This window comes from Micromonospora sp. NPDC049366 (assembly GCF_044466625.1).
GTDB lineage: Bacteria > Actinomycetota > Actinomycetes > Mycobacteriales > Micromonosporaceae > Micromonospora.
Window position 1 is genome coordinate 195,007 of the sequence record NZ_JBITMV010000013.1, and the last position, 19,776, is coordinate 214,782.

Here is a 19,776-nt window from a genome sequence, read left to right on the forward strand (position 1 = left end):
TGATCGGCGGTGGAATGCTGTTTCCGGCTACCGCGCCATCGGCTGTTCGGTGGACCGTTCCGGCAGGCCCGCCGGTCGCCTCCGGGCCGCCTCACGGACCGCCGAGTCGGCTCTCCGACCGGACCTTGCGGAGGTTCTGGTCGCCGTGGAAACTATGCGCGGGGAAGGTTATCGGGCCGCTGACGCCCGTCACGCTCAACCGAGCCTTTGCCGACCTCAATCACCATACGAGAGGCTGTTGTGGACCTCTGGGACCTGACCAAGGTGCTGGCCCGCCGCTGGTATGTGGCCCTGCCTCTCCTGTTGGCCTCGGTCGTGGCCGCGGTTTTCGTCTCCATCAACGTGCGGCCCGACTACCGGGCGCAGGGCTATCTGCAGATGCTGCCGCCCCAGCGCACGGAATCGAAGGGCCCCCGCAATCCCTGGCTCGACCTCGGCATCGGTTCCCTCGGTGACGCCGCGATCGTGAAGGTCACCGACAACACCGAGCTCGGCCGGCTGGCCGACCGCGGCCTGTCGGACAACGTCCTGGTGAACTTCCCCCGCGAGTCCCCGCTGCTCGGCATCGAGGTGGTGGGCAACAGCCCCGAGCAGGCCACGGCCACCGTCCGCGAGATCATCCGCCTGCTGAACGCCGAGATCGTCGCCAAGCAGGAGCAGTACGGCCTGGCACCCGCCGACATGATCACGACGCTGACGCTGAACGACGGCGCGCTGCCGGAGGTCGTCACCTCGAAGGTCAAGCGCGTGATCGTGGTGGCGGGCGGCATCGGCCTGCTGATCACCGTCGGCGGGACCGTCGCGGTGGATGCCCTGCTGCGTCGCCGGAAGCGCCGCCGCGCCGGCCCGGAGGCCGAGCCGGCCCCCCAGACCGAGGCGGCGTCGCCACGGTGGGTCGGTTCGGTGCCGACCGGGGACGCCGGCCGGGACGCCGGCCGCGACCCGGACCGGGCGCCCGCCCCGCCGCGACCGCTGCCGGTCCAGCCCCGGCGCACCGAGCCCGGCGAGTTGGCCGCCCGCCGCGACGACCGCCCGGGCGTCGTCACGCCGGAGCGCCCCACGCGTCCCGACTTCGTCGCCGACCGGGCCCGCTCCGACGCGACGATCGTGCTTCCGGTGACGCCGACCAACGGGCGGGACCGCCGCGAGAATCGGCCCTGACGGGTCGTGACCCTCGTCCATCACCCGGTCGACTTCGAGCCGTCGCTCGTCTACGACCGCACGTACGCGAGCCGGCGTCGGTGGTTGGTGCTGGGGACCACGACGGTCCTGAACCTGCTCGTCGTCCTGCTGTACGTGCTGCCGGCGAACCTGATCGTCCCCAACCTCACCTACGCGGGCCGGCCGGCGCTGCTGCTCGGGCTCGGCATGTTCTGCTGGTGGGTGCTGTCGCGGCTGGACTACCGGCTGGTCATGACCGGTCCCCAGCCGCTGCGCTGGGTGGTTCTGCTCTACCTGCTGTCCGTGCTCTTCTCCTACCTGGCCGGGATGCTCCGGGGCCTGCCGTCGATCGAGGCGAACGCGCAGAACTTCTTCCTGCTCGTCACGATCGAGTTCCTCGGCGTCGTCCTGATGACCGCCGACGGGATACCCAACTGGGCCCGCCTCAACAACGTGCTGCGGATCTTCGTCTGGTGCGCCGGTTTCATGGCCCTGATCGGGCTCATCCAGTCGACCTTCGCCTTCAACCCGGCCCAGTACCTGGTCCTGCCCGGTCTGCAGTGGAAGTCCGACCTGTTGGACTTCGCCGCGCGCGGCACCGGCGGGCTCTTCCGGGTGCCCGGCACGGCGGCCCACTACATCGAGTTCAGCACGGTGCTCGCGATGGCCGTGCCGTTCGCGATCCACTACGTCCGGTTCTCCGCGACCCGCAACCAGCGTGCCGCGTACGCCGTCCTGGCCGTGATGATCGCGGCCGCCGTGCCGGTGGCGATCTCGCGTACCGGCGTGGTGGCTTTGCTCGCCGCGATCGGTGTCATGTTCGTGACCGTGTGGCCGTGGCGGACGCGCTACAACATGGCGCTGGTCGGCGGTGCCGTGCTGGGGGCGCTGTTCATCGTCAAGCCCGGTCTCATCGGGACGTTGCGCGCGATGTTCCTCGCCGGTGAGCAGGATTCGAGCATCAGCGCGCGTACCGAGGACTACGCGGTCGTGGCGGAGTTCTTCGCCCAGCGGCCGTGGCTCGGCCGAGGGCCCGGAACGCTGATCCCGACCATCTATCTCTATTTGGACAACCAGTGGCTGCTCACCCTGGTCACCGGTGGAATCATCGGCGTCGCGGCGCTGGCCGGCCTACACATCGCGTGTATCCGACTGTCGGTTCTCGCGATGCGTCGGTCGACCCGGCCCGATGACAAGCACCTGTGTGCGGCACTGCTCTCGTCGCAGATAGTGGCGATTCTGGTGGGGGCCACGTTCGACTCGATGTCATTCACCACGTACGCCTTCACGCTCGCGATGATGTGTGGCCTGTGTGGGGCGGTCTGGCGGTTCACCCACCCCGCCCGGGTCGTCCGCACATCGGCCGTCGGCGGGCGGCGCGGATAGGCGCGCTGAGCTGAATGCGCGGGCGTCCGGCTAATGTGTCCGGTCTCCTCCGCCGACCAGTCAGTGTCGGATGTCCTGGCCGCCGATGTTGATTTTCCCAGGTGCTGCCTTACTTTGACCGTGCCGAGGCACAGACCGTTCCGCGGCCAACTGCGCTGAGCTCTTCTCGAATTCTTCTGGTGGCCCCCAGACAGCCCGGAGAGGGCAGATACGTGATGGACGAGACCGAGGACAGCCGTGGTCGGGAGCCGACCCGGGCGTGGCCGCGCGTACGTGACTTCGTTGGCCGACGGTGGGCGGTGTGGCGGCCGGGCCCGCTCGGCCGGGTCCTCGTGTCGACAGGTGAGCCGGTGATCGTCGCGGCCGGGCGGGCCGCTGAGGTCCGGCTGACCCGTCGACCAGCCGTGCTGATCGCCGTCGTGCTCGCGGTGGTCGCCAGCGGCCTGGTCGTGGTGCAGCGGGCCGTCGCGGCCGCCGGGCCGTGCAACCCAGTGATCAACCCGGTCGTCTGTGAGAACTCGCAGCCCGGCGCGGACCCCGAGGAGTGGGACATCCGCGGCGCGGGCGACGAGTCGATCCAGGGTTTCAGCACCGACATCAGCGTCAACGTCGGCGGAACCGTCAACTTCAAGATCAAGACTGATGCGCGGGCCTACTCGATCCGGATCTACCGCCTGGGCTACTACGGCGGCGCCGGGGCCCGGTTCATCAAGGAGATCAGCCCGTCGGCACGGCTGCCCCAGAGCCAGCCGGCCTGCATCCACGACCCGGGCACGGACATGGTCGACTGCGGCAACTGGGCCGTCTCGGCGAGCTGGACCGTGCCGACCACCACCGTGTCCGGGGTGTACATCGCCCGGCTGGAGCGCGGCGACACCCAGGGCGCGAGCCACATCCCCTTCGTGGTGCGCGACGACGCCAGCCGGTCGGACGTCTTCTTCCAGACCTCGGACACCACGTGGCAGGCATACAACACCTACGGCGGCGCCGACTTCTACGTCGGCCCGCAGTTCGGCCGCGCCTACAAGCTCAGCTACAACCGCCCGTACGCCACCCGCGGCGACAGCGAGGGCCGGGACTTCCTGTTCAGCAACGAGTACCCGATGATCCGGTTCCTCGAACGCAACGGCTTCGACGTCAGCTACACCTCCGGCATCGACAGCGACCGGCGCGGCGGCCTGATCAAGAACCACCGGATCTTCCTGTCGGTCGGGCACGACGAATACTGGAGCGGGCCGCAGCGCATCAACGTGGAGGCGGCCCGGGACGCCGGCGTGCACCTCGCCTTCTTCAGCGGCAACTCCGTCTACTGGAAGACCCGGTGGGAGCCGAGCACGGATGGCAGCAACACCGCGTACCGGACGCTCGTCTGCTACAAGGAGACCTGGGCCGCCGAGAAGATCGACCCGTCGGCGGAGTGGACCGGCACGTGGCGGGACCCGCGGTTCAGCCCGCCGTCCAACGGCGGCCGCCCGGAGAACGCGCTGCTCGGCACCGCGTACATGGCCAACCACTCGGACCTGCCGATCCAGGTGCCGGCCGCGCAGACCGGGCTGCGGTTCTGGCGCAACGCCGGGCTCCCGACCGGGCAGAACGTGACGCTCGCCCCGCACACCGTGGGTTACGAGTCGGACGAGGACCTGGACAACGGGTTCCGGCCGCCGGGCCTGATCCGCCTCTCCACCACCGTCGGCGAGACACCGGAGTACCTGCGGGACTTCGGCCAGGTCGTCACCCCCGGCACGACGACCCACAACATGACGCTCTACCGCGCGGACAGCGGGGCGCTCGTCTTCTCCGCCGGGACGATCCAGTACGCCTGGGGCCTCGACGCCGAGCACGACGGGTACGCCAACGAACCGGCCGACCGGCGGTTGCAGCAAGCGGTGATCAACCTCTTCGCCGACATGGGCGTGCAGCCGGACACCCGGATGAGCGAACTGGCCGCAGCCAGCCCGTCCACCGACGTCCAGGCGCCCACGGTGCAGATCAGCCAGCCCGCGGCCGGCGCGAGCCTCACCCGGGGCGCCGCGGTGACCGTCACCGGCACGGCCAGCGACGTCGGCGGCCGGGTCGCCGGCGTCGAGGTCTCGACCGACAACGGGCAGACCTGGCATCCGGCCACCGGCACGACCAGCTGGAGTTACACGTTCATCGCCGCCGGCTTCGCGCTGACCGTGTCGGTGCGGGCGATCGACGACAGCGTCAACGTCGGGACCAACCCGGTCAGCCGGTCGTTCGCGTTGACCGGACCGCACACCCTGTTCGGCTCCCGGACACCGGCCGTCAAGGCGGCCGACGACGGCGACGCCATCGAACTAGGCGTCCGGTTCAAGCCGGCGACCGACGGTGTGGTGACCGGGGTTCGCTTCTACAAGGGAGCGACCAACACCGGCACACACACCGGCACCCTCTGGGCGATGAACGGCACCAAGCTCGCCACCGGCACGTTCTCGAACGAGAGCGCGACGGGCTGGCAGTCGATGACCTTCGACAAGCCGGTCCAGGTGACCGCGGCAACCTCCTACGTCGCGTCCTACCGCGCCCCCAACGGGCACTACGCGGCCGACGAGCTGGCGTTCAGCGTCCGCGACTGGGTGGCCGGTCCGCTGACCGCCCCGCGGTCGGTCGGCACCGTCGACAACGGGCTGTTCTCGACCGACGGGGGCATCCCGGACCGGACGTACCGGGGCAGCAACTACTACGTCGACGTCACCTTCCTCGCCGGTGCCGACGCGCCGCCGTACGTCGTGTCGCAGTCACCCCTGGACGGCGCCTCCGGCGTGCCGGTCTCGACCGCGCTCTCGGCGTCCTTCTCGAAGCCGGTGGTGCCGTCGACCGTCCAGGTCACGCTGACCGGGGCCGGCGGCGCGGCGACGGCCGGGACGACGACCTACCAGAGCCAGACCAACACGGTCGCCTTCACACCCTCGGCGCCGCTCGCGGCGGCCCAGACGTACACGGCGTCGGTGTCGGCGCGCGACAGCGACGACAACCCGGTCTCCGTCGCCTGGTCGTTCACGACCGAGCTGGACTCCACCATCTCGACCCTGTTCGCGCCGAACGCGACGCCGGAGGTCGCCGCCGACCAGGACGCCGCACCCATCGAGGTGGGGGTGCGGTTCACCCCGTCCACCAACGGCAAGCTGGTCGGCCTGCGCTACTACCAGGGGCCGGGTAACACCGGCACCCACACGGGCAGCCTGTGGACGGCGGACGGCACGCGGATCACCCAGCTGACGTTCCCGTCCGGCACGAACGTGGGTTGGCAGGTGGCCTCGTTCCCCACCCCGGTCACCCTGACCGCCGGAACGACGTACGTGGCCTCGTACTTCGCGCCGAACGGCCACTATTCGGCGACCACGAACTTCTTCGCCTCGACGTGGGTCAACGGGCCGCTGACCGCGCCGGCCACCGGCAACGGGGCCTACCGGTACGCCGCGACCGGCGGCTTCCCGACGAGCACGTACGGCGCGACGAACTACTGGGTCGACGTGCTCTTCCGCAGCGAGGGCGGTGGTACGCCACCCCCGACGCCGACCCCCACGCCCACCCCGACGCCCACGCCCACCCCCACTCCGACCCCCACACCCACGCCCACCCCGACCCCGACGCCCACACCGGGCCCGACCCTGCCCGCCGGCACGGTGTCGATCTTCGGCACCCAGGCGGTGCCGGCCAACGCGCAGTGGAACGACACCACGCCGGTGGAGGTCGGGGTGCGGTTCACCTCCGACGTCGCCGGCAAGGTCCACGGGGTGAGGTTCTACAAGGGCACGAGCAACACCGGCACCCACACGGGCTCGCTCTGGTCCGCCGCCGGTGACCTGCTGGCGACCGGCACCTTCGTGGGCGAGACCGCAAGCGGCTGGCAGACCCTGGTCTTCGCCCAGCCGGTGACCGTCACCCCGGGCGCCACCTACACCGCGTCGTACCACACCGACGCCGGGTACTACGCCGTGGACCTCAACCAGTTCCTCAGCCCGTACGACAACCCGCCGCTGCACGTCGGCTTCACCGGCGCCGTGTACCGGTACGGGGCGGGCGGGGTGGCCCCGACGAGCACCGCCGCCCACAACTACTGGGTGGATGTGGCGTTCCTGCCGGACTGACCGGGGCAGGAGGAGCCGGCCCCGATCCGGGGTCGGCTCCTCGCGCGCGTCGCCACCCGCCCAGCCAGCGAACCGACCGACCGACGGGAGTAGGCCGAGAATGCTCACCATCCTGAGACGGAAACTGCGGGCGCGGTTCGGCTGGATGCCGATGTACGAGCTGCGCAACAAGGTGCTGCTCGGGCACACCGCACTCGGGCTGCGCCGGCTGGAGCTGGCCGAGACACGTCGCCTGCTGGCCACGCTGCCGCAGGGCCGCCGCCCGAAGGCCACGGTCGCCGTGGTGCTGTTGACCTACCGCCGGCCCGAGCACCTGCTCCGGGCCGTCGAGTCGGTGCTGGCCCAGACCATGCGTGACCTGGTGCTGGTGGTGGTGGACGACGGCGGCGGGCTGCCGCCGCTGCCGGACGACCCCCGCCTGTTCCCGGTGAGCCTGGCCCGCAACGTCAACGTCCTCGGCGTCAGCCGCAACATCGGCATGCGGCTGACCGACTCGCCGTTCGTGGCCTTCATCGACGACGACAACCTCTGGTACCCCCGGCACCTGGAGGTCGCGCTCGCCCGGCTCACCGCCCCGGACGCGCCCGACGGGGTCTACACGGCGATGCGCCGGGTGCTGCCCGACGGCACCGAGTACGACGTGCTCTCCCAGCCGTTCGACCGGAACCTCGCCAAGAACACGGCGTTCCTCGACAGCAACCCGTTCGTCGTCCGGCGCACCGGCGACGTCTGGTTCAGCCGGATCCGACGCGTCGCCGCCACCCTGCCGAAGGAGGACTGGGAGATGATGTACCGGCACAGCCGACGGCACCGCATCGAACACATTCCCGAGGCGACCGTGCAGTACCTCGTCAACCCCGGCAGCTATTGGACCAACTGGGAGCCCGAGCCGGGTCGGGCGTAGCCGAGCAGCACGTCGGCGTGCCGGCGGAGGCAGGCGTCCGCGGGGAACCGGGTCCGGCCCCGCTCCGCCAACTCATCCCGACGCTCGGCCCACACCGCCCGGTCCCGCACGACCGCGGACATGGCGGCGACGAGCTCGGCCCGGTTGACCTGGGTGCGGAACCGGGTCGCGCCGATCTCCGCCCAGCCGACCCGGGACGGGTCACCGCCCGGGTTACCGACCAGGTGACCCCAGGCGCCGTCCGGCCCGACCTGCTCGCGGGCGCCGCCGACGTCGCTCAGGACCACCGGCAGGCCCGCCGCCATCGCCTGCATGGAGGCGAGCGACCAGCCCTCGAAGTACGAGTCGAGGACGAAGGCGTCCGCGGCGGCGAGCAGCCCCGACGGGTTGCGGCACAGCGCGCGCAGGTGGATGCGGTCGGCCGCCGGCAGCGACCGCGCGAGTCGCATGATCTGCTGGGTGTACGGCCCGTCGTCGGTGTGGCCGGCCACCAGCAGGTGCGTACCCGGGTGCGCGGCGGCCACCTCGGCGAACGCCGAGACCAGCCCGTACGTGTTCTTCTGGAGGCTGTAGCGGGCCAACGACACGAACAGGAACTCGTCGGTGAGGCCGAGCGCCCGCCGGGCGAGGGCCCGGTCGACGCGGGGCGCCCGGTCGAGGTCGACGCCGTTGGGCACGGTGACCACGCGGTCGGCCGGAAAGTCCGGGTTCACCGCCAGGTACTGGCGACGGACGAGGTCGCTGACGGCGACCTGGGCGGTGACCCGCCGGGCCCGCTCGCGCTCGCCCGGCCAGGTGTGGGGATGCATGAAGGGGTGCATGCCGTGCAGGGTCTCCACCCACGGCACGCCCGCGGCGGCGACCGCGTCGAGCATCCAGTCGGGGGCGCAGTGCGCGCTGACGACGTCCGGGTCGACCGTCCGCAGCCACTGCTGGTCGCCCGGGAGCGCGGTCACGGTGGGCACGCCGGCCGCCGCGAGGGCGCGCAGGAGCGGGTCGTCGTCGGCGGTGTCGGCGGCGCGGACGAACACCGTCTCGACGCCCCGCTCCGGCAATCGTCGGGCGAGGAACGCGGCGAACTCCTCCGCCCCGCCCTTGTCCGGTCCGGTGACGACCGCGCAGCGGCGAACCGCGACGGGCTTCGCCCGCGCCGGTGGTACGTCGCGCTCGGGCGGCTCCCCGGCCGGGCCGAGGTCCTCGATGTCGCCCGTGCCGCCGGCGACCAGCGGAACCCGCCAGTCCGCCTCCGGCGCCGCCGCGCCCCGGTCGTGGATCAGCGTCCGGGCCAGCTGCCCCAGGCCCCGCCGCGCGGGCGCGGGAAGCAGATGAGCGCGGCGCTGCGCCCACATGACCAGTGGACGGACGGCGCCGGACCGCGACGGGCCCGGCTGACCGGTCATCGCGGACCCGCCGGTGGCTGCTCGCTCATCTCGACGTCCTTCCGGAGGCGGGCGGTCGGGCGACGCGGGCCCGTGCGGCCGGACCACGATAACGTCGCGTCGGCCGTCCCCACAGTGGTGCGCCGGGCCGACGTGCCCGCACCGATAAGTCAACCGGGATGAACGACAAGCTCGGGACTGTAGACAGTTCTCCGACACCGGAGCCGCTCCCGCCGCACTATCGTCGCGGTGGCCGTCGGCATCGGGTCGTGCGGCACCGGGAGGCCGGATTGTCGAGCATGTTGTTGCAAGCGACCGCGACCCGTCATGACGCAACCTGACGCCGCCGCGGTCCCGGCGCCGCCCGCCGACGACCTCGGCGGCAAGGTCCGGCGGGGTCTGGCTTGGGGAACGATCGGCAGCCTCGCCCTGCGCCTCGGAAACTTCGGCCTCGGCGTGGTGATGGCGCGGCTGCTCGCGCCGGAGGAGTTCGGCGTCTTCGCCGTCGCGCTGACGATCCAGGTGATCCTGACGGCGCTGGTCGAGCTGGGGATGACCTCCGACCTCGTCCGCCACGGGTCGATCGCCGAGCGCGGGCCGACCGCGGCGACCATCGCGGTCGTGGTGAGCGTGTGTCTGGCGGGTGCCACGTCCGCGCTCGCCGGCCCGTTGGCCAGCGCGATGGGCAGCGCCGACGCCGCGCCGGTCGTCCGGGTCATGTCGCTGACCCTGGTGCTCGTCGGGCTGGCCACCGTGCCGTACGCGGTGATCCAGCGCGACTTCCGCCAGTCGGCGCAGTTCGCGGTCGACGGCGCCGGCCTGGTGGTGTCCGTCGTCCTCACCCCGCTGCTGGCCGTCCTCGGCTTCGGCGCGATGTCCCTCGCGCTGGCCCGGGTGGCCTCGCAGGGCGTCTCCACCGTCATCCAGTTCGTGGTGGCGCGGACGTGGCCGCGGTTCGGTTTCCGGCGGGAGATCGCCGGGTCGCTCGTACGGTTCGGCCTGCCCCTCGCGTCGGCGAACCTGCTGTCGTGGATGGTGATGAACGCACCGTTCGCCGTGGTCGGGCGCACCGGCGGGGCGCTGATGCTGGGCTTCTACGTGCTGGCGTTCAACATGGCGTCCTGGCCGATGCTCACCCTCGGCCAGGCGATCCGGGTGGTGGCCCTGCCGGGGTTCGCCCAGATCACCGACGTCCGCCGCCGGGCCGACGCGTTGCCCCGCGCGATCGGCCTGAGCTGGTCGGTGGCGTTGCTGGTGGGGGTGGGGCTGTCCACCCTGGCGAGCGTCGTCATCCCGCTGATCTACGGGGACCGCTGGCTGCCCGCCGCGCAGGCGTTGGGGGGCCTCGCGTTCTTCGGCTCGCTGCGGATCGTCCTGGACCTCGTCACCACGTACCTCATCGCGGTCGGGGCGACGCGCGCGGTCCTCGTCATCCAGGCGGTATGGCTCGTCGTGCTGGTGCCCGCGATGGCGATCGGCATCAGCGGGTGGGGACTGGCCGGCGCCGGATGGGCGCACGTCGTGATCGGTGTCCTGGTCGTGCTGCCCGCGTACGCGATCGCCCTGCGCCCGCACGGCCTGCAACTCGGTGCGGCGCTGCGGAACCTCGCCGTGCCGCTGCTGGCCGGTGTCCCGGCGACGGCTGCCGGGCTGCTCGCCGTCGACCTGGTCCACGACCGCCTGCTGGCTTTGCTGATCGGCGGGTCGGTCACCACCGTCGTGTACGCCGCCCTGCTGGTCCGCTGGGCGCGACGCCGACTGGCCGAGCTGAAGGCCGTCGGCACCGCCGAGCCGCCCCAGGAACGTCCCGAGATCGCCCTCGTCTCACCCTGAACCACCCGCCGACCGGAGGGGATGCGACATGTTCGACGTTGCCGCGATGCGGCTCACGCTGACCGGCCTGGCGCCGGCGACCGTGGTGCGACCGGGTCCACCACCGCGGCGGCGGCCACGCGTCTCGGTCGTGATCCCGTGCTACAACTACGGCCACTACCTGCGCTCCTGCGTCGACAGCGTGCTGTCCCAGCCGGGCGTCGAGGTGGACGTCCTGATCGTCGACGACGCCTCGCCGGACGGCAGCGCGTCGGTCGTGCGGGAGATCGCCGCCGCCGACGACCGGGTGCGGGCGATCTGCCACGACCGCAACCGGGGGCACATCGCCACGTACAACGAGGGCCTGTCCCAGGTGGACGGCGACTACGTGGTGCTGCTGTCGGCCGACGACCTGCTCACCCCGTCGTCACTGGCCCGCGCCACCGCCGTCCTGGAGCAGCACCCCGAGGTGGGGCTGGTCTACGGCCGGGCGGTCGCGTTCAGCGCCGACGAACTGCCGCCCGCACGGACCACGGCGACGTCCTGGACGCTGTGGCGCGGCCCGGACTGGCTGACCGACCGCTGCCGCACCGGCCGCAACCCGCTGCGTTCCCCGGAGGCCGTGATGCGTACGTCGGTGCTGCGCGCCGTCGGCGGATACAACCCGGAGCTTCCGCACGCGGGCGACCTGGAGATGTGGATGCGGGCGGCGACGGTCTCCGACGTCGCCTTCGTCGGCGGCGCCGACCAGGCCTACTACCGCGAACACGCGGCCAACATGCACCTCACCTCGTTCCAGGGCGGCGACCCGAAGGGTGTGCTGGTGGACCTGGCGGAGCGCACCGCCTGCTTCGACAGCGTCCTCGGCGGCGACCCACGCTGGCGGGCCCTGCACGACCTGTCACGGCGGACGCTGGCCCGTGAGGCGCTGACCTACGCGGTGCGGTCGTTCGAGTGGGGCAAGGCGGAGTCGTGGCCGGTGGACGAGTTGGCCGCCTTCGCGGCCGACACCTGCCCACGGCCGGCGCTCGCGCCGCTGTGGCGGGCGTTGGCGCTGCGGCGCCGGGTGGGTGCGCGGCGTTCGCGGCGACACCCGCTGTTCCTGCCCGGGGAGCAGGTCCACAAGGTACGCGCCCGGGTGGCGCACCGCCGCTGGCAGCAGGCCGGCATCTGAGCGGCCGGACCGTGCTGCCGGAGGACCGGACGACACCGCGCCGGCGGCTGCCGCGTTGGACCAGTCGGGTCCCGGTCCGGCGGGCGGCAGCCCGGCGATCGCGGACCCAGCCTCGTGCGGACGAGAGCTGCCACCGGCGCAACTGTGAGCGCAACCCTGGTGATCCGCGGCCAGGTGACCCCGGAGGCGCCGTCCTGGTGCGTCCGCCGAATGCCCTGGCCGCCCGGTGCGGGGCTCGCCGTGAGGAACAGGATCATGTCTCAGCGACCTGATTACCAGGAACACCCCGGCCGCGGATTCCCCGCCGGGCAGCCCGAGACCGAGCCCGACCGGTCCTGGCTGCGCCGCAACCGGACGAGGATCGCGCTCGCGGCGCTCGGCGTCGTGGCCGCCGTCGTCGCCGTCCAGGTCACCGTTGACGTCACGCGCAGCCCCGACCCGGTCGTGGCCGCCGAGGAGAGCACGGCTGCCGACGACGCCGTGGCGCAGCCCGAGACCGCCGACCAGTCGGCGGCGCCGACCCCGAGCGCGTCGGGCTCCACGTCGCCGTCCGCCCGGCCCTCGGCCACGAAGTCGCCGGGCCGTCCGAAGGGCGACGCGGCGCCGCCGCGCGTCGGCAACTGGCCGCACCCGGGCAACACCGGGGTGCCGGCGGGGTGGCGGCCGAAGTCCACCCGCACCTCCGACCTCGTCATCGAACGCAGCGGCACGGTGATCGAGGACCTCCGGCTGGTCAACGCGAGCATCCGGGTACGCGCCGCGAACGTCACCATCCGCCGCGTCGAGGTGCAGGGTGGGTCCATCTGGGCGTCGGGGCCGTGCCGGGGGCTCGTGGTCGAGGACGTCTCGTTCATCAAGAGCCCCGGCCAGGTCACCACCACGAAGGACAGCCCGGTGCTGGGCCCGGGCGGGCTGACCGCCCGCCGGGTCAAGGTCGACGGCGTGCCGGAGGGCCTGCGGGTCAGCGAGAAGGAGCAGTGCGGCCCGATGGTCGTCGAGGACTCCTTCGTCCGGGTGGCCGCACCGACGACCTGCGACGACTGGCACGGTGACGGCCTTCAGGGCTACTACGGCGGGCAGCTGACGGTGCGGCGGTCGACGTTCGTGCTGACGGAGTTCCGGGCCGCCCCGTGCGAGGGGACGGCACCGTTCTTCTACCCGGGCGAGCAGGGCAACACCCGCGTCGACATCGACGGGCTGCTCGCGGTCGGCGGTCGGTGGTACGCGTTCGTGCTGGGCACGGAGGGATCCGTGCGCAACCTGATGCTGCCCGACGGCTCCAACCCCGACGTCAAGTGCGCGCTACTGAGCGGCTGGTCGGCCAACGCGGTCACCATCGACGCGAACTTCCAGCCCACCGTGAGGGCTCCGCTCACCTGCCGGACCTGACGGTCCGCCCGCCGTGGTCGCTCAGCGCACCACGGCGGGCGACCACGCGTCGGGCACGAGCACCCGGGGCGACCCGCTGCCGTCGGCGGCCACCCGCCAGACGTCGCTGCTCGCGGTGCCCTGGCTCTGCCGGGCCAGGCCGTAGACGACCTGCTCGTCGTCCAGCCACTCCACCTGGTCGTCGACGCTGCGGGTCTCGGCGAGCAGGGTCTCCGCACCGGTGGCCAGGTCGTAGACCGCGAGGCGCCACCGGCCCGGCGGCAGGTCGCCGTGCTTCTTGAAGGCGATCCGGGTCCGGTCCGGCGACAGCGACGGGCATTCGGCGTCGCGGCGCAGCGCGGTCAGCTGCCGCGTCGACAGGTGACCCTCCACCAGCCACGTCTTCCCGCCGCTCGCGGCGGTGGCGTAGAACCGGTCGTCGTCGGCGAAGGTGACGCCCCACAGGTTCCGGTCGGCCGCCGTGACCGTCCGGCCGTCCACCACGAGCCGGAACGTCTCCAGGTCGCCGACGACCTCGGCCCGGGACCGGCTCACCACCGTCCGCGTGGAGAACTGCCCCGGGTTGGCGTACGAGTCGCCGAACACGAACGTGGTCGTGGCGACGAGGGAGCCGTCGCGGGACAGCCGGGCGCGGCTGGGGACGCCGGTGAGGGGCAAGTCCCGCTGCGGCTGCCAGTCCCGGTCGAGCAGCTGGGCCCGGTACGTGGTCACCACGCCCCGCTCGGCCGACAGGCAGACGGCCTCCGCCGCCGTGGCGTAGACCCGCTCGCAGGAGGCGGGGGTGAACGCGCGGGGGCCGTCGGGCGCGGAGAGCGGCACCGCCGCCACCCGGCCGTAGCCGTCGCCGAGCGCGGTGCTGCGGAACACCAGGTGCGGCTGAGCCCGCACCGCCGCCAGGTCGGTGCGGGTGGGCACCGAGGCGGTCGCCCGCGAGTGGGCCTGGGACTGCCGCTCCCGCCACACGTAGCCGCCGGCGCCGACGACGGCGACCAGCAGCACCGCCACCAGGACCGCAATCCGGGCCCGGACGCTCACGCCGGCACCTCCCTGCGGTCGGCGCCGTCATGAGGCTCCACCGCGCTGTGCTGTCCGATTCGCTTGCTGCGCTCGCTCATGCCGGCACCTCCCGTGTCTCCACGCCGCGCAGCATCCAGGCGGCGAGCGGCACCATACCGAGCAGCAGCGCGCCGAAGAGCAGCAGCGCGGGCCGCGGGCCCGACAGCGTCCACAGCAGACCGAACAGCACCGATGAGGCGAAGCGGGCCAGCGCCACGACGGTCTGCGCCGCGGCGATGCCGCTGCCCCGGGTCTCGGCCGGGACCAGGCGGCTCACCAGGGCGGGCAGCACGCCGTCGCTGGCGGCGTAGAAGACCCCGAGCAGCAGCAGGACGACCACGGTCAGCGCCAGGCCGCCCTGCGGCAGGGCGGCCAGCAGGTAGCAGACCGGCAGCACGAGGTGGCCGGCCACGAGGACGCGGGCCCGCCCCACCCGGTCGGCGAGCCGGCCCAGCGGCACGGCCAGCGTCAGGTACGCGAGGTTGGTGCCCACGTACAGCAGGGGGAACCAGCGGGCCGCGAAGTCGTCGCGGTCCTGCAGGGTGAGGTAGAGGAACCCGTCGCCGACCGTCAGCAGGCCGAGCAGCCCGGCGGCCAGCAGGGGGCGGCGCAGCCGACGACCGGCGACCTCGCGGAGGGCCCGGCGCAGCCCGACCCGGGCCGTCCCGGCGGCGGTCCGCAGGTTCGGCACGAACAGCACCAGCACCGCCACGCCGACCGTGGCGAACGCGAACGACACCACGAAGATCGAGTCGTAGCCGCCGGGCAGGCCGGCCAGCAGCGCGAACGCCAGCAGCGGGCCGATCGCGGCGCCGAGGGTGTCGAGGGCGCGGTGCACCCCGAACGCCCGGCCGAGCATCGCGGGCGGCGACGCCTCGGCGATCAGGGCGTCACGCGGTGCCGTCCGCAGCCCCTTGCCGAGGCGGTCGGCGGTGATGACGGCGGTGATCGCGGCGTAGCCGGCTGCCGGCAGCAGCGCGATGCGGCTCAGCGCGGAGATCCCGTAGCCGGCGACCGCGATGAGCTTCGGCCGCCCGCCGCGGTCGCCCGCGTAGCCGCCCGCGATCCGGACCAGCGCGCTGACACCCTGGTAGATGCCGTCGACGAAGCCGTACGCGATGGGGCTGAGCCCGACCACGGCGGTCAGGTAGAGCGGCAGCACCGACGACACCATCTCCGAAGACACGTCGGTGAGCAGGCTGACGACACCGAGGAGCAGCACCGTCCCGGCCACGCGGGGGGCCCGCGTGCCGGTCGGTTCTCTCCGCCCGCCGGCCGGCCGGTCGCGGACCGAGATGTACACCCCGGCTACCCGCCGAGCGCCGAGACGAGGGCCTGCGCCACCCGCTCCTGCTGGTCGGCGGTGATCTGCGGGTAGATCGGCAGGGAGAGCAGCTCCGCCGCGATCCGCTCCGCCCGGGGGAAGGCGCCCCGCGGCTGGCCGAGGCCGGCGAACGCGGGCGTACGGTGCACCGGCACCGGATAGTGGATGCCCGCGCCGACGCCGGCCGCGTTGAGCCGGGCCAGCACCTCGTCCCGCCGTCGCGGGCCGCCGTCGCCGGGCACCCGGACGCAGTAGATGTGCCAGACGTGCTCGTTGCCGGGCAGGGTCACCGGGCGGACCACGTCCACCGACTCCAGCAGCGCGTCGTAGCGGGCCGCCGCGGCGCGACGCGCGTCGTTCCACGCGGCCAGCCGGGCCAGCTTCGCGCGGAGCACCACCGCCTGGAGGCCGTCGAGGCGACTGTTCACCCCGATCACGTCGTGCACGTACTTGGTGAGGCCGCCGTGGCTGCCCAGCGTGCGGACCGCCGTGGCGAGGTCGGCGTCGGCGGTGACCACCGCGCCCGCGTCGCCGTACGCCCCGAGGTTCTTGCCCGGGTAGAAGCTCGTCGCCGCGATGCCGTCGACGCCGGCGCCCCGCCCGTGCCGGGTGGCGCCCTGGCACTGCGCGGCGTCCTCCACGATCGCGACGTCCCGGCCGGCCAGGCCGGCCCGCAGCCGCTCTACCGGCGCGAGCTGGCCGTAGAGGTGCACCGGGATGACCGCGCGGGTGGCGGGGGTGACCGCGGCCAGCGCCGCGTCGACGTCGATCAGGTACGTGTCGGGGTCACAGTCGACCAGCACCGGGCGCGCGCCGGCGCGGGCGACGGCCTCGGCGGTGGCGATGAACGTGTTCGTCGGCAGGATCACCTCGGCGCCGGGGCCCACCCCGACGGCGCGCAGCGCCAGCTCCAGCGCGTCGGTGCCGTTGGCCACCCCGACGCAGTGCGGTACGCCGCTGAACGCCGCGTACTCCCGTTCGAACGCGGCGACCTCGGCGCCACCCACGAAGGCCGTGTCGGCGATGACCCGCTTGAAGCCGGCCTCCACCTCCTCCGCGACCTCCGCGTGCGCGGCGGCGAGATCGACGAGTGGAATTCCCGGCATGGTCAGCTCCCCACAACCCTCTGCTCGGCCAGCTTCCCCAACGACACCGGCGGAATCGACATCTCGTCGGCCCCGACCGGCTCCTCCGACGTGGACCGCGCCCACGACCGCTCCGCGCCCGGCCCGGTCGGCCCGGGGTCGGCGGCGCGCAGCCGGCGGGCCGGGTTGCCCGCCCAGACCTCGCCCTGCGGCACGTCGCGCAGCACCACGGAGCCCATCCCGACCAGCGACCACGCGCCCACGGTGACGCCCTCACGGACCAGCGCGCCGGCGCCGACGTACGCGCCGAGGCGCAGCACCGCGCCGCCACCGAGGCGCACCCCGGAGGCGATGGTGGCGTGGTCGTCGACCCGGTCGTCGTGGGTCAGGACCGCGTGCGGCATGACCGCGACGTGCGCGCCGACGGTCACGTCCGCGGTCAGCACCACCCCGGCGAGCAGCACCGTGCCGGGGCCGAGGACGCTGCCGGCGCCGACCTGGGCGCTGGGGTGGACGACCGTGGCGTACCGGGGCGCCGGCAGGTCCAGCCGCCGGACGATGCGCCGCCGGGCCCGGTAGTCGCGGGGACTGCCGACGCAGACGACGACGGCCGTCTCCGGCAGCTCGTCGAGGCGGTCGGTGCCGCCGATGATCGGCAGGCCGGCGCGGGTCGTGCCGTGCAACGCGGCGTCGTCGTCGAGGAACCCGCGCAGCCGCCATGTCGGGCGGACGTGGTTGACGGCGTGGACCGCCGCGGCCGTCTCCCGCGCGAAGCCGCCCGCGCCGACGATGACGAGGTCGCGCATCAGGGGGCCAGCTTGCGCAGCACGCCGACGACGTGGTCCTGGTCGTCCACGGTCAGCGCGTGGTGCAGCGGCAGGATCAGCGAGTCGCGGGTGAGCCGCTCGGTGACGGGCAGCGGCGCGGGCGTCACGTCCGCGTACGCGGGTTCCAGGTGGGCGGCCATGATGCCCCGCCGGGCGGACACGCCGGCCGCGGCCAGCTCCGCGAGGACGTCGTCGCGGCCGACCCCGTACGCCGGGTCGACGCGTACCCAGAACGACTGGTAGTTGGTCTCGCCGTACGCCGGGTCGCGGACCGGCACCAGACCGTCGACGTCGCCGAGGAGGGCCTGGTAGCGGGCGGCGAGGGCGCGTCGCTGCGCCACCAGCCCGGTCAGGCGGCCGAGCTGGACCAGCCCGATCGCCGCCTGGATGTCGGTCATCCGGTAGTTGAACGCGGTCTCCAGGTACGCCTCCAGCACCGGCTGGGCGCTGGCGTGCCGGTCGGCGGCGGACACGTTCATCCCGTGTTCCCGCAGCCGGCGCAGGCGGGCCGCCCCCTGCGGGTCGTCCAGCGTGACCATCCCGCCCTCACCGGTGGTGAGCAGCTTGCGGGGGTGGAACGACCAGGCCGAGACCGTCGCACCGGCCCCGACGGGCCGCCCGTACGCGGTCGAGCCGGCCGCGCAGGCGGCGTCCTCGACCAGCACCACGCCCCACCGGTCGGCGGCGGCGCGCAGCGCGGCCACGTCGAACGGCACGCCGCCCTGGTGCACGGCGATCACCGCGCGGGTGCGGGCGGTGCGGACCGCGTCGACGGTCTCCACGGTCACGTTGCCGGTGGCGAGGTCGACGTCGGCGAAGACCGGTGTCGCCCCGACGTAGCGCACGGCGTTGGCGGTCGCGATGAAGGAGAACGACGGGACGACCACCTCGTCGCCCGGGCCCACGTCCCGCAGCACCAGCGCCAGGTGCAGCGCGGTCGTGCAGGAGCTGACCGCGACGCCGTGCTCGGCGCCGACCAGCGCGGCGAACTCGCGCTCGAAGCGGGCCACCCGGGGGCCCTGGGCGACCCAGCCGGAGCGGACCGCCTCGGCGGCGGCCAGCGCCTCCTCCTCACCGAGCTGGGGAATCATCACCGGGATGCGGCGCGGCGCCGGTGCGTCCGACGGGCTGTGCGTGCCGGTCTCGCTGGGCGCGCTCACTGCTCCGCCCGCCACCAGTCGACCAGGCCCTGCAGACCCTCGTGCAGGCCGATCTGGGCGCGGAAGCCCAGCTTCCGCTCGGCCGCGCTGGTGTCGGCCAGGCGGCGGGTGACACCGTTGACCGCGCGGGCCGGGCCGTACTCCGGCGGCAGGTCGGACTTCATGACCTCGCTGAGCGCCTGCGCCAGCTCGCCGAGGCTGGTCTCGACGCCGCTGGCGACGTTGAACACCTCGTCGGTGACGTCGGCGCGGGCGGCCAGGATGTTGGCCCGGGCGATGTCGGCGACGTGCACGAAGTCCATCGTCTGGAGGCCGTCGCCGAGGATCAGCGGGGGAGTGCCCGACGCGATGCGCTCCATCCAGCGGATCAGGACCTCGGTGTAGAGGCCGTGGATGTCCATCCGGGGCCCGTACACGTTGAAGTAGCGCAGGGCGACGTAGTCCAGGCCGTACATGCTGTGGAAGCTGCGGGCCATGCCCTCGTTGAACGCCTTCGCCGCGCCGTAGAACGTGTCGTTGTGGTACGGGTGGTGCCGCTCGGTGGTCGGGAACTCGTCGGCCAGCCCGTAGACGGACGCCGACGAGGAGAGGACCACCTTGCGGACGCCGGCCGCGGCCGCCGCCTCCAGCACGTTGAAGGTGCCGTCGACCAGCACCTCGTTGGCGAGCCGGGGCTCCTGGGCGCACTGGGTGATGCGGATCGCGGCGAGGTGGAAGACCAGGTCCGTGCCCTCGGTCAGCTCGCGCACCAGCGCGGCGTCGCGGATGTCGCCCTCCACCAGGCGTACGCCGTCGTGCGGCAACGCGCGGGCCAGGTTCTCCCGCCGGCCCCGGACGAGGTTGTCCAGCACGATGATCTCGGCCGCTCCGCCGGCGACCAGTTCGTCGACGACGTGTGAGCCGATGGTGCCCGCCCCGCCGGTGACCAGGGCCCGGGCCCCGGCGATCTCCACTGCGCTCATTCCGACCGCTCCGCTCCGCTTCGTGTCGGCCGCTGGCCGCGCGCC

The 19,776-nt window shown here is 73.2% G+C and carries 14 protein-coding genes; 7 read left to right on the plus strand and 7 right to left on the minus strand.

Annotated elements, in window-relative coordinates; translation table 11 throughout:
* Positions 1 to 240: 240 nt before the first annotated feature.
* The 4 genes from ACIBTV_RS19935 (at position 241) to ACIBTV_RS19950 (ending at position 7,563) form a co-directional block, all read left to right on the plus strand.
* Positions 241 to 1,161, plus strand: coding sequence for a hypothetical protein (locus ACIBTV_RS19935; RefSeq protein ID WP_396706831.1), 921 nt, complete (start codon positions 241 to 243; stop codon positions 1,159 to 1,161).
* Positions 1,162 to 1,167: 6 nt separating this feature from the next.
* Positions 1,168 to 2,547 (plus strand): O-antigen ligase family protein, encoded by a 1,380-nt coding sequence (locus tag ACIBTV_RS19940; RefSeq protein ID WP_396706833.1) that lies wholly within the window; start codon positions 1,168 to 1,170, stop codon positions 2,545 to 2,547.
* A 215-nt stretch (positions 2,548 to 2,762) separates the two neighbouring features.
* Positions 2,763 to 6,659 (plus strand): DUF4082 domain-containing protein, encoded by a 3,897-nt coding sequence (locus tag ACIBTV_RS19945; protein ID WP_396706835.1) that lies wholly within the window; start codon positions 2,763 to 2,765, stop codon positions 6,657 to 6,659.
* 100 nt (positions 6,660 to 6,759) lie between these two features.
* On the plus strand, positions 6,760 to 7,563 hold the full coding sequence (locus ACIBTV_RS19950; protein WP_396706837.1) for a glycosyltransferase family 2 protein: 804 nt from the start codon (positions 6,760 to 6,762) through the stop codon (positions 7,561 to 7,563).
* Here ACIBTV_RS19950 and ACIBTV_RS19955 read toward each other — a convergent pair.
* Complete coding sequence (locus ACIBTV_RS19955) at positions 7,524 to 8,963, minus strand: glycosyltransferase (RefSeq protein WP_396706839.1); 1,440 nt, start codon at positions 8,961 to 8,963, stop codon at positions 7,524 to 7,526. The genes ACIBTV_RS19950 and ACIBTV_RS19955 overlap by 40 nt on opposite strands.
* A 306-nt stretch (positions 8,964 to 9,269) precedes the next feature.
* On the opposite strand from ACIBTV_RS19955, the gene ACIBTV_RS19960 reads away from it, so the two are divergent.
* The 3 genes from ACIBTV_RS19960 to ACIBTV_RS19970 all read left to right on the plus strand — a co-directional run bounded on the left by ACIBTV_RS19960 (position 9,270) and on the right by ACIBTV_RS19970 (position 13,317).
* Entirely contained in the window at positions 9,270 to 10,775 is a 1,506-nt protein-coding gene (locus ACIBTV_RS19960) for an oligosaccharide flippase family protein (RefSeq protein WP_396706841.1), read from the plus strand.
* 28 nt (positions 10,776 to 10,803) lie between these two features.
* Entirely contained in the window at positions 10,804 to 11,928 is a 1,125-nt protein-coding gene (locus ACIBTV_RS19965; RefSeq protein ID WP_396706843.1) for a glycosyltransferase family 2 protein, read from the plus strand.
* A gap of 255 nt (positions 11,929 to 12,183) precedes the next feature.
* Positions 12,184 to 13,317, plus strand: a complete 1,134-nt coding sequence (locus tag ACIBTV_RS19970) for a hypothetical protein (protein WP_396706845.1) — start codon at positions 12,184 to 12,186, stop codon at positions 13,315 to 13,317.
* A gap of 21 nt (positions 13,318 to 13,338) precedes the next feature.
* On the opposite strand, the gene ACIBTV_RS19975 is transcribed toward ACIBTV_RS19970, so the two are convergent.
* The 6 genes from ACIBTV_RS19975 to ACIBTV_RS20000 form a co-directional block, all read right to left on the minus strand.
* The gene (locus ACIBTV_RS19975) at positions 13,339 to 14,352 is read right to left on the minus strand and encodes a TolB family protein (RefSeq protein ID WP_396706847.1); all 1,014 of its coding nucleotides are present in this window, start codon (positions 14,350 to 14,352) and stop codon (positions 13,339 to 13,341) included.
* Between the two features lie 76 nt (positions 14,353 to 14,428).
* Positions 14,429 to 15,676: an MFS transporter gene (locus ACIBTV_RS19980; protein WP_396706849.1), complete on the minus strand. Its 1,248-nt coding sequence runs from the start codon at positions 15,674 to 15,676 to the stop codon at positions 14,429 to 14,431.
* Between the two features lie 5 nt (positions 15,677 to 15,681).
* Positions 15,682 to 16,803 carry a DegT/DnrJ/EryC1/StrS family aminotransferase gene (locus tag ACIBTV_RS19985; protein ID WP_396706851.1) on the minus strand — a complete coding sequence of 374 codons (1,122 nt, stop codon included), beginning with the start codon at positions 16,801 to 16,803 and terminating at the stop codon, positions 15,682 to 15,684.
* 2 nt (positions 16,804 to 16,805) lie between these two features.
* Positions 16,806 to 17,588, minus strand: a complete 783-nt coding sequence (locus ACIBTV_RS19990) for an acetyltransferase (protein WP_396706853.1) — start codon at positions 17,586 to 17,588, stop codon at positions 16,806 to 16,808.
* On the minus strand, positions 17,588 to 18,769 hold the full coding sequence (locus ACIBTV_RS19995) for a DegT/DnrJ/EryC1/StrS family aminotransferase (protein ID WP_396706855.1): 1,182 nt from the start codon (positions 18,767 to 18,769) through the stop codon (positions 17,588 to 17,590). Before ACIBTV_RS19995 ends, ACIBTV_RS19990 begins: the two co-directional genes overlap by 1 nt.
* On the minus strand, positions 18,766 to 19,731 hold the full coding sequence (locus ACIBTV_RS20000; RefSeq protein ID WP_396706856.1) for an NAD-dependent epimerase/dehydratase family protein: 966 nt from the start codon (positions 19,729 to 19,731) through the stop codon (positions 18,766 to 18,768). Before ACIBTV_RS20000 ends, ACIBTV_RS19995 begins: the two co-directional genes overlap by 4 nt.
* Positions 19,732 to 19,776: the final 45 nt, after the last annotated feature.

What these genes read in the sequence shown, in the direction of transcription:
- ACIBTV_RS19945 (WP_396706835.1), top strand. Translation starts at nt 2,763, where the DNA reads ATGGACGAGACCGAGGACAGCCGTGGTCGGGAGCCGACCCGGGCGTGG.
- ACIBTV_RS19950 (WP_396706837.1), top strand. Translation starts at nt 6,760, where the DNA reads ATGCTCACCATCCTGAGACGGAAACTGCGGGCGCGGTTCGGCTGGATG.
- ACIBTV_RS19955 (WP_396706839.1), bottom strand. Translation starts at nt 8,963, where the DNA reads ATGACCGGTCAGCCGGGCCCGTCGCGGTCCGGCGCCGTCCGTCCACTG.
- ACIBTV_RS19960 (WP_396706841.1), top strand. Translation starts at nt 9,270, where the DNA reads ATGACGCAACCTGACGCCGCCGCGGTCCCGGCGCCGCCCGCCGACGAC.
- ACIBTV_RS19965 (WP_396706843.1), top strand. Translation starts at nt 10,804, where the DNA reads ATGTTCGACGTTGCCGCGATGCGGCTCACGCTGACCGGCCTGGCGCCG.
- ACIBTV_RS19970 (WP_396706845.1), top strand. Translation starts at nt 12,184, where the DNA reads ATGTCTCAGCGACCTGATTACCAGGAACACCCCGGCCGCGGATTCCCC.
- ACIBTV_RS19985 (WP_396706851.1), bottom strand. Translation starts at nt 16,803, where the DNA reads ATGCCGGGAATTCCACTCGTCGATCTCGCCGCCGCGCACGCGGAGGTC.
- ACIBTV_RS19990 (WP_396706853.1), bottom strand. Translation starts at nt 17,588, where the DNA reads ATGCGCGACCTCGTCATCGTCGGCGCGGGCGGCTTCGCGCGGGAGACG.
- ACIBTV_RS20000 (WP_396706856.1), bottom strand. Translation starts at nt 19,731, where the DNA reads ATGAGCGCAGTGGAGATCGCCGGGGCCCGGGCCCTGGTCACCGGCGGG.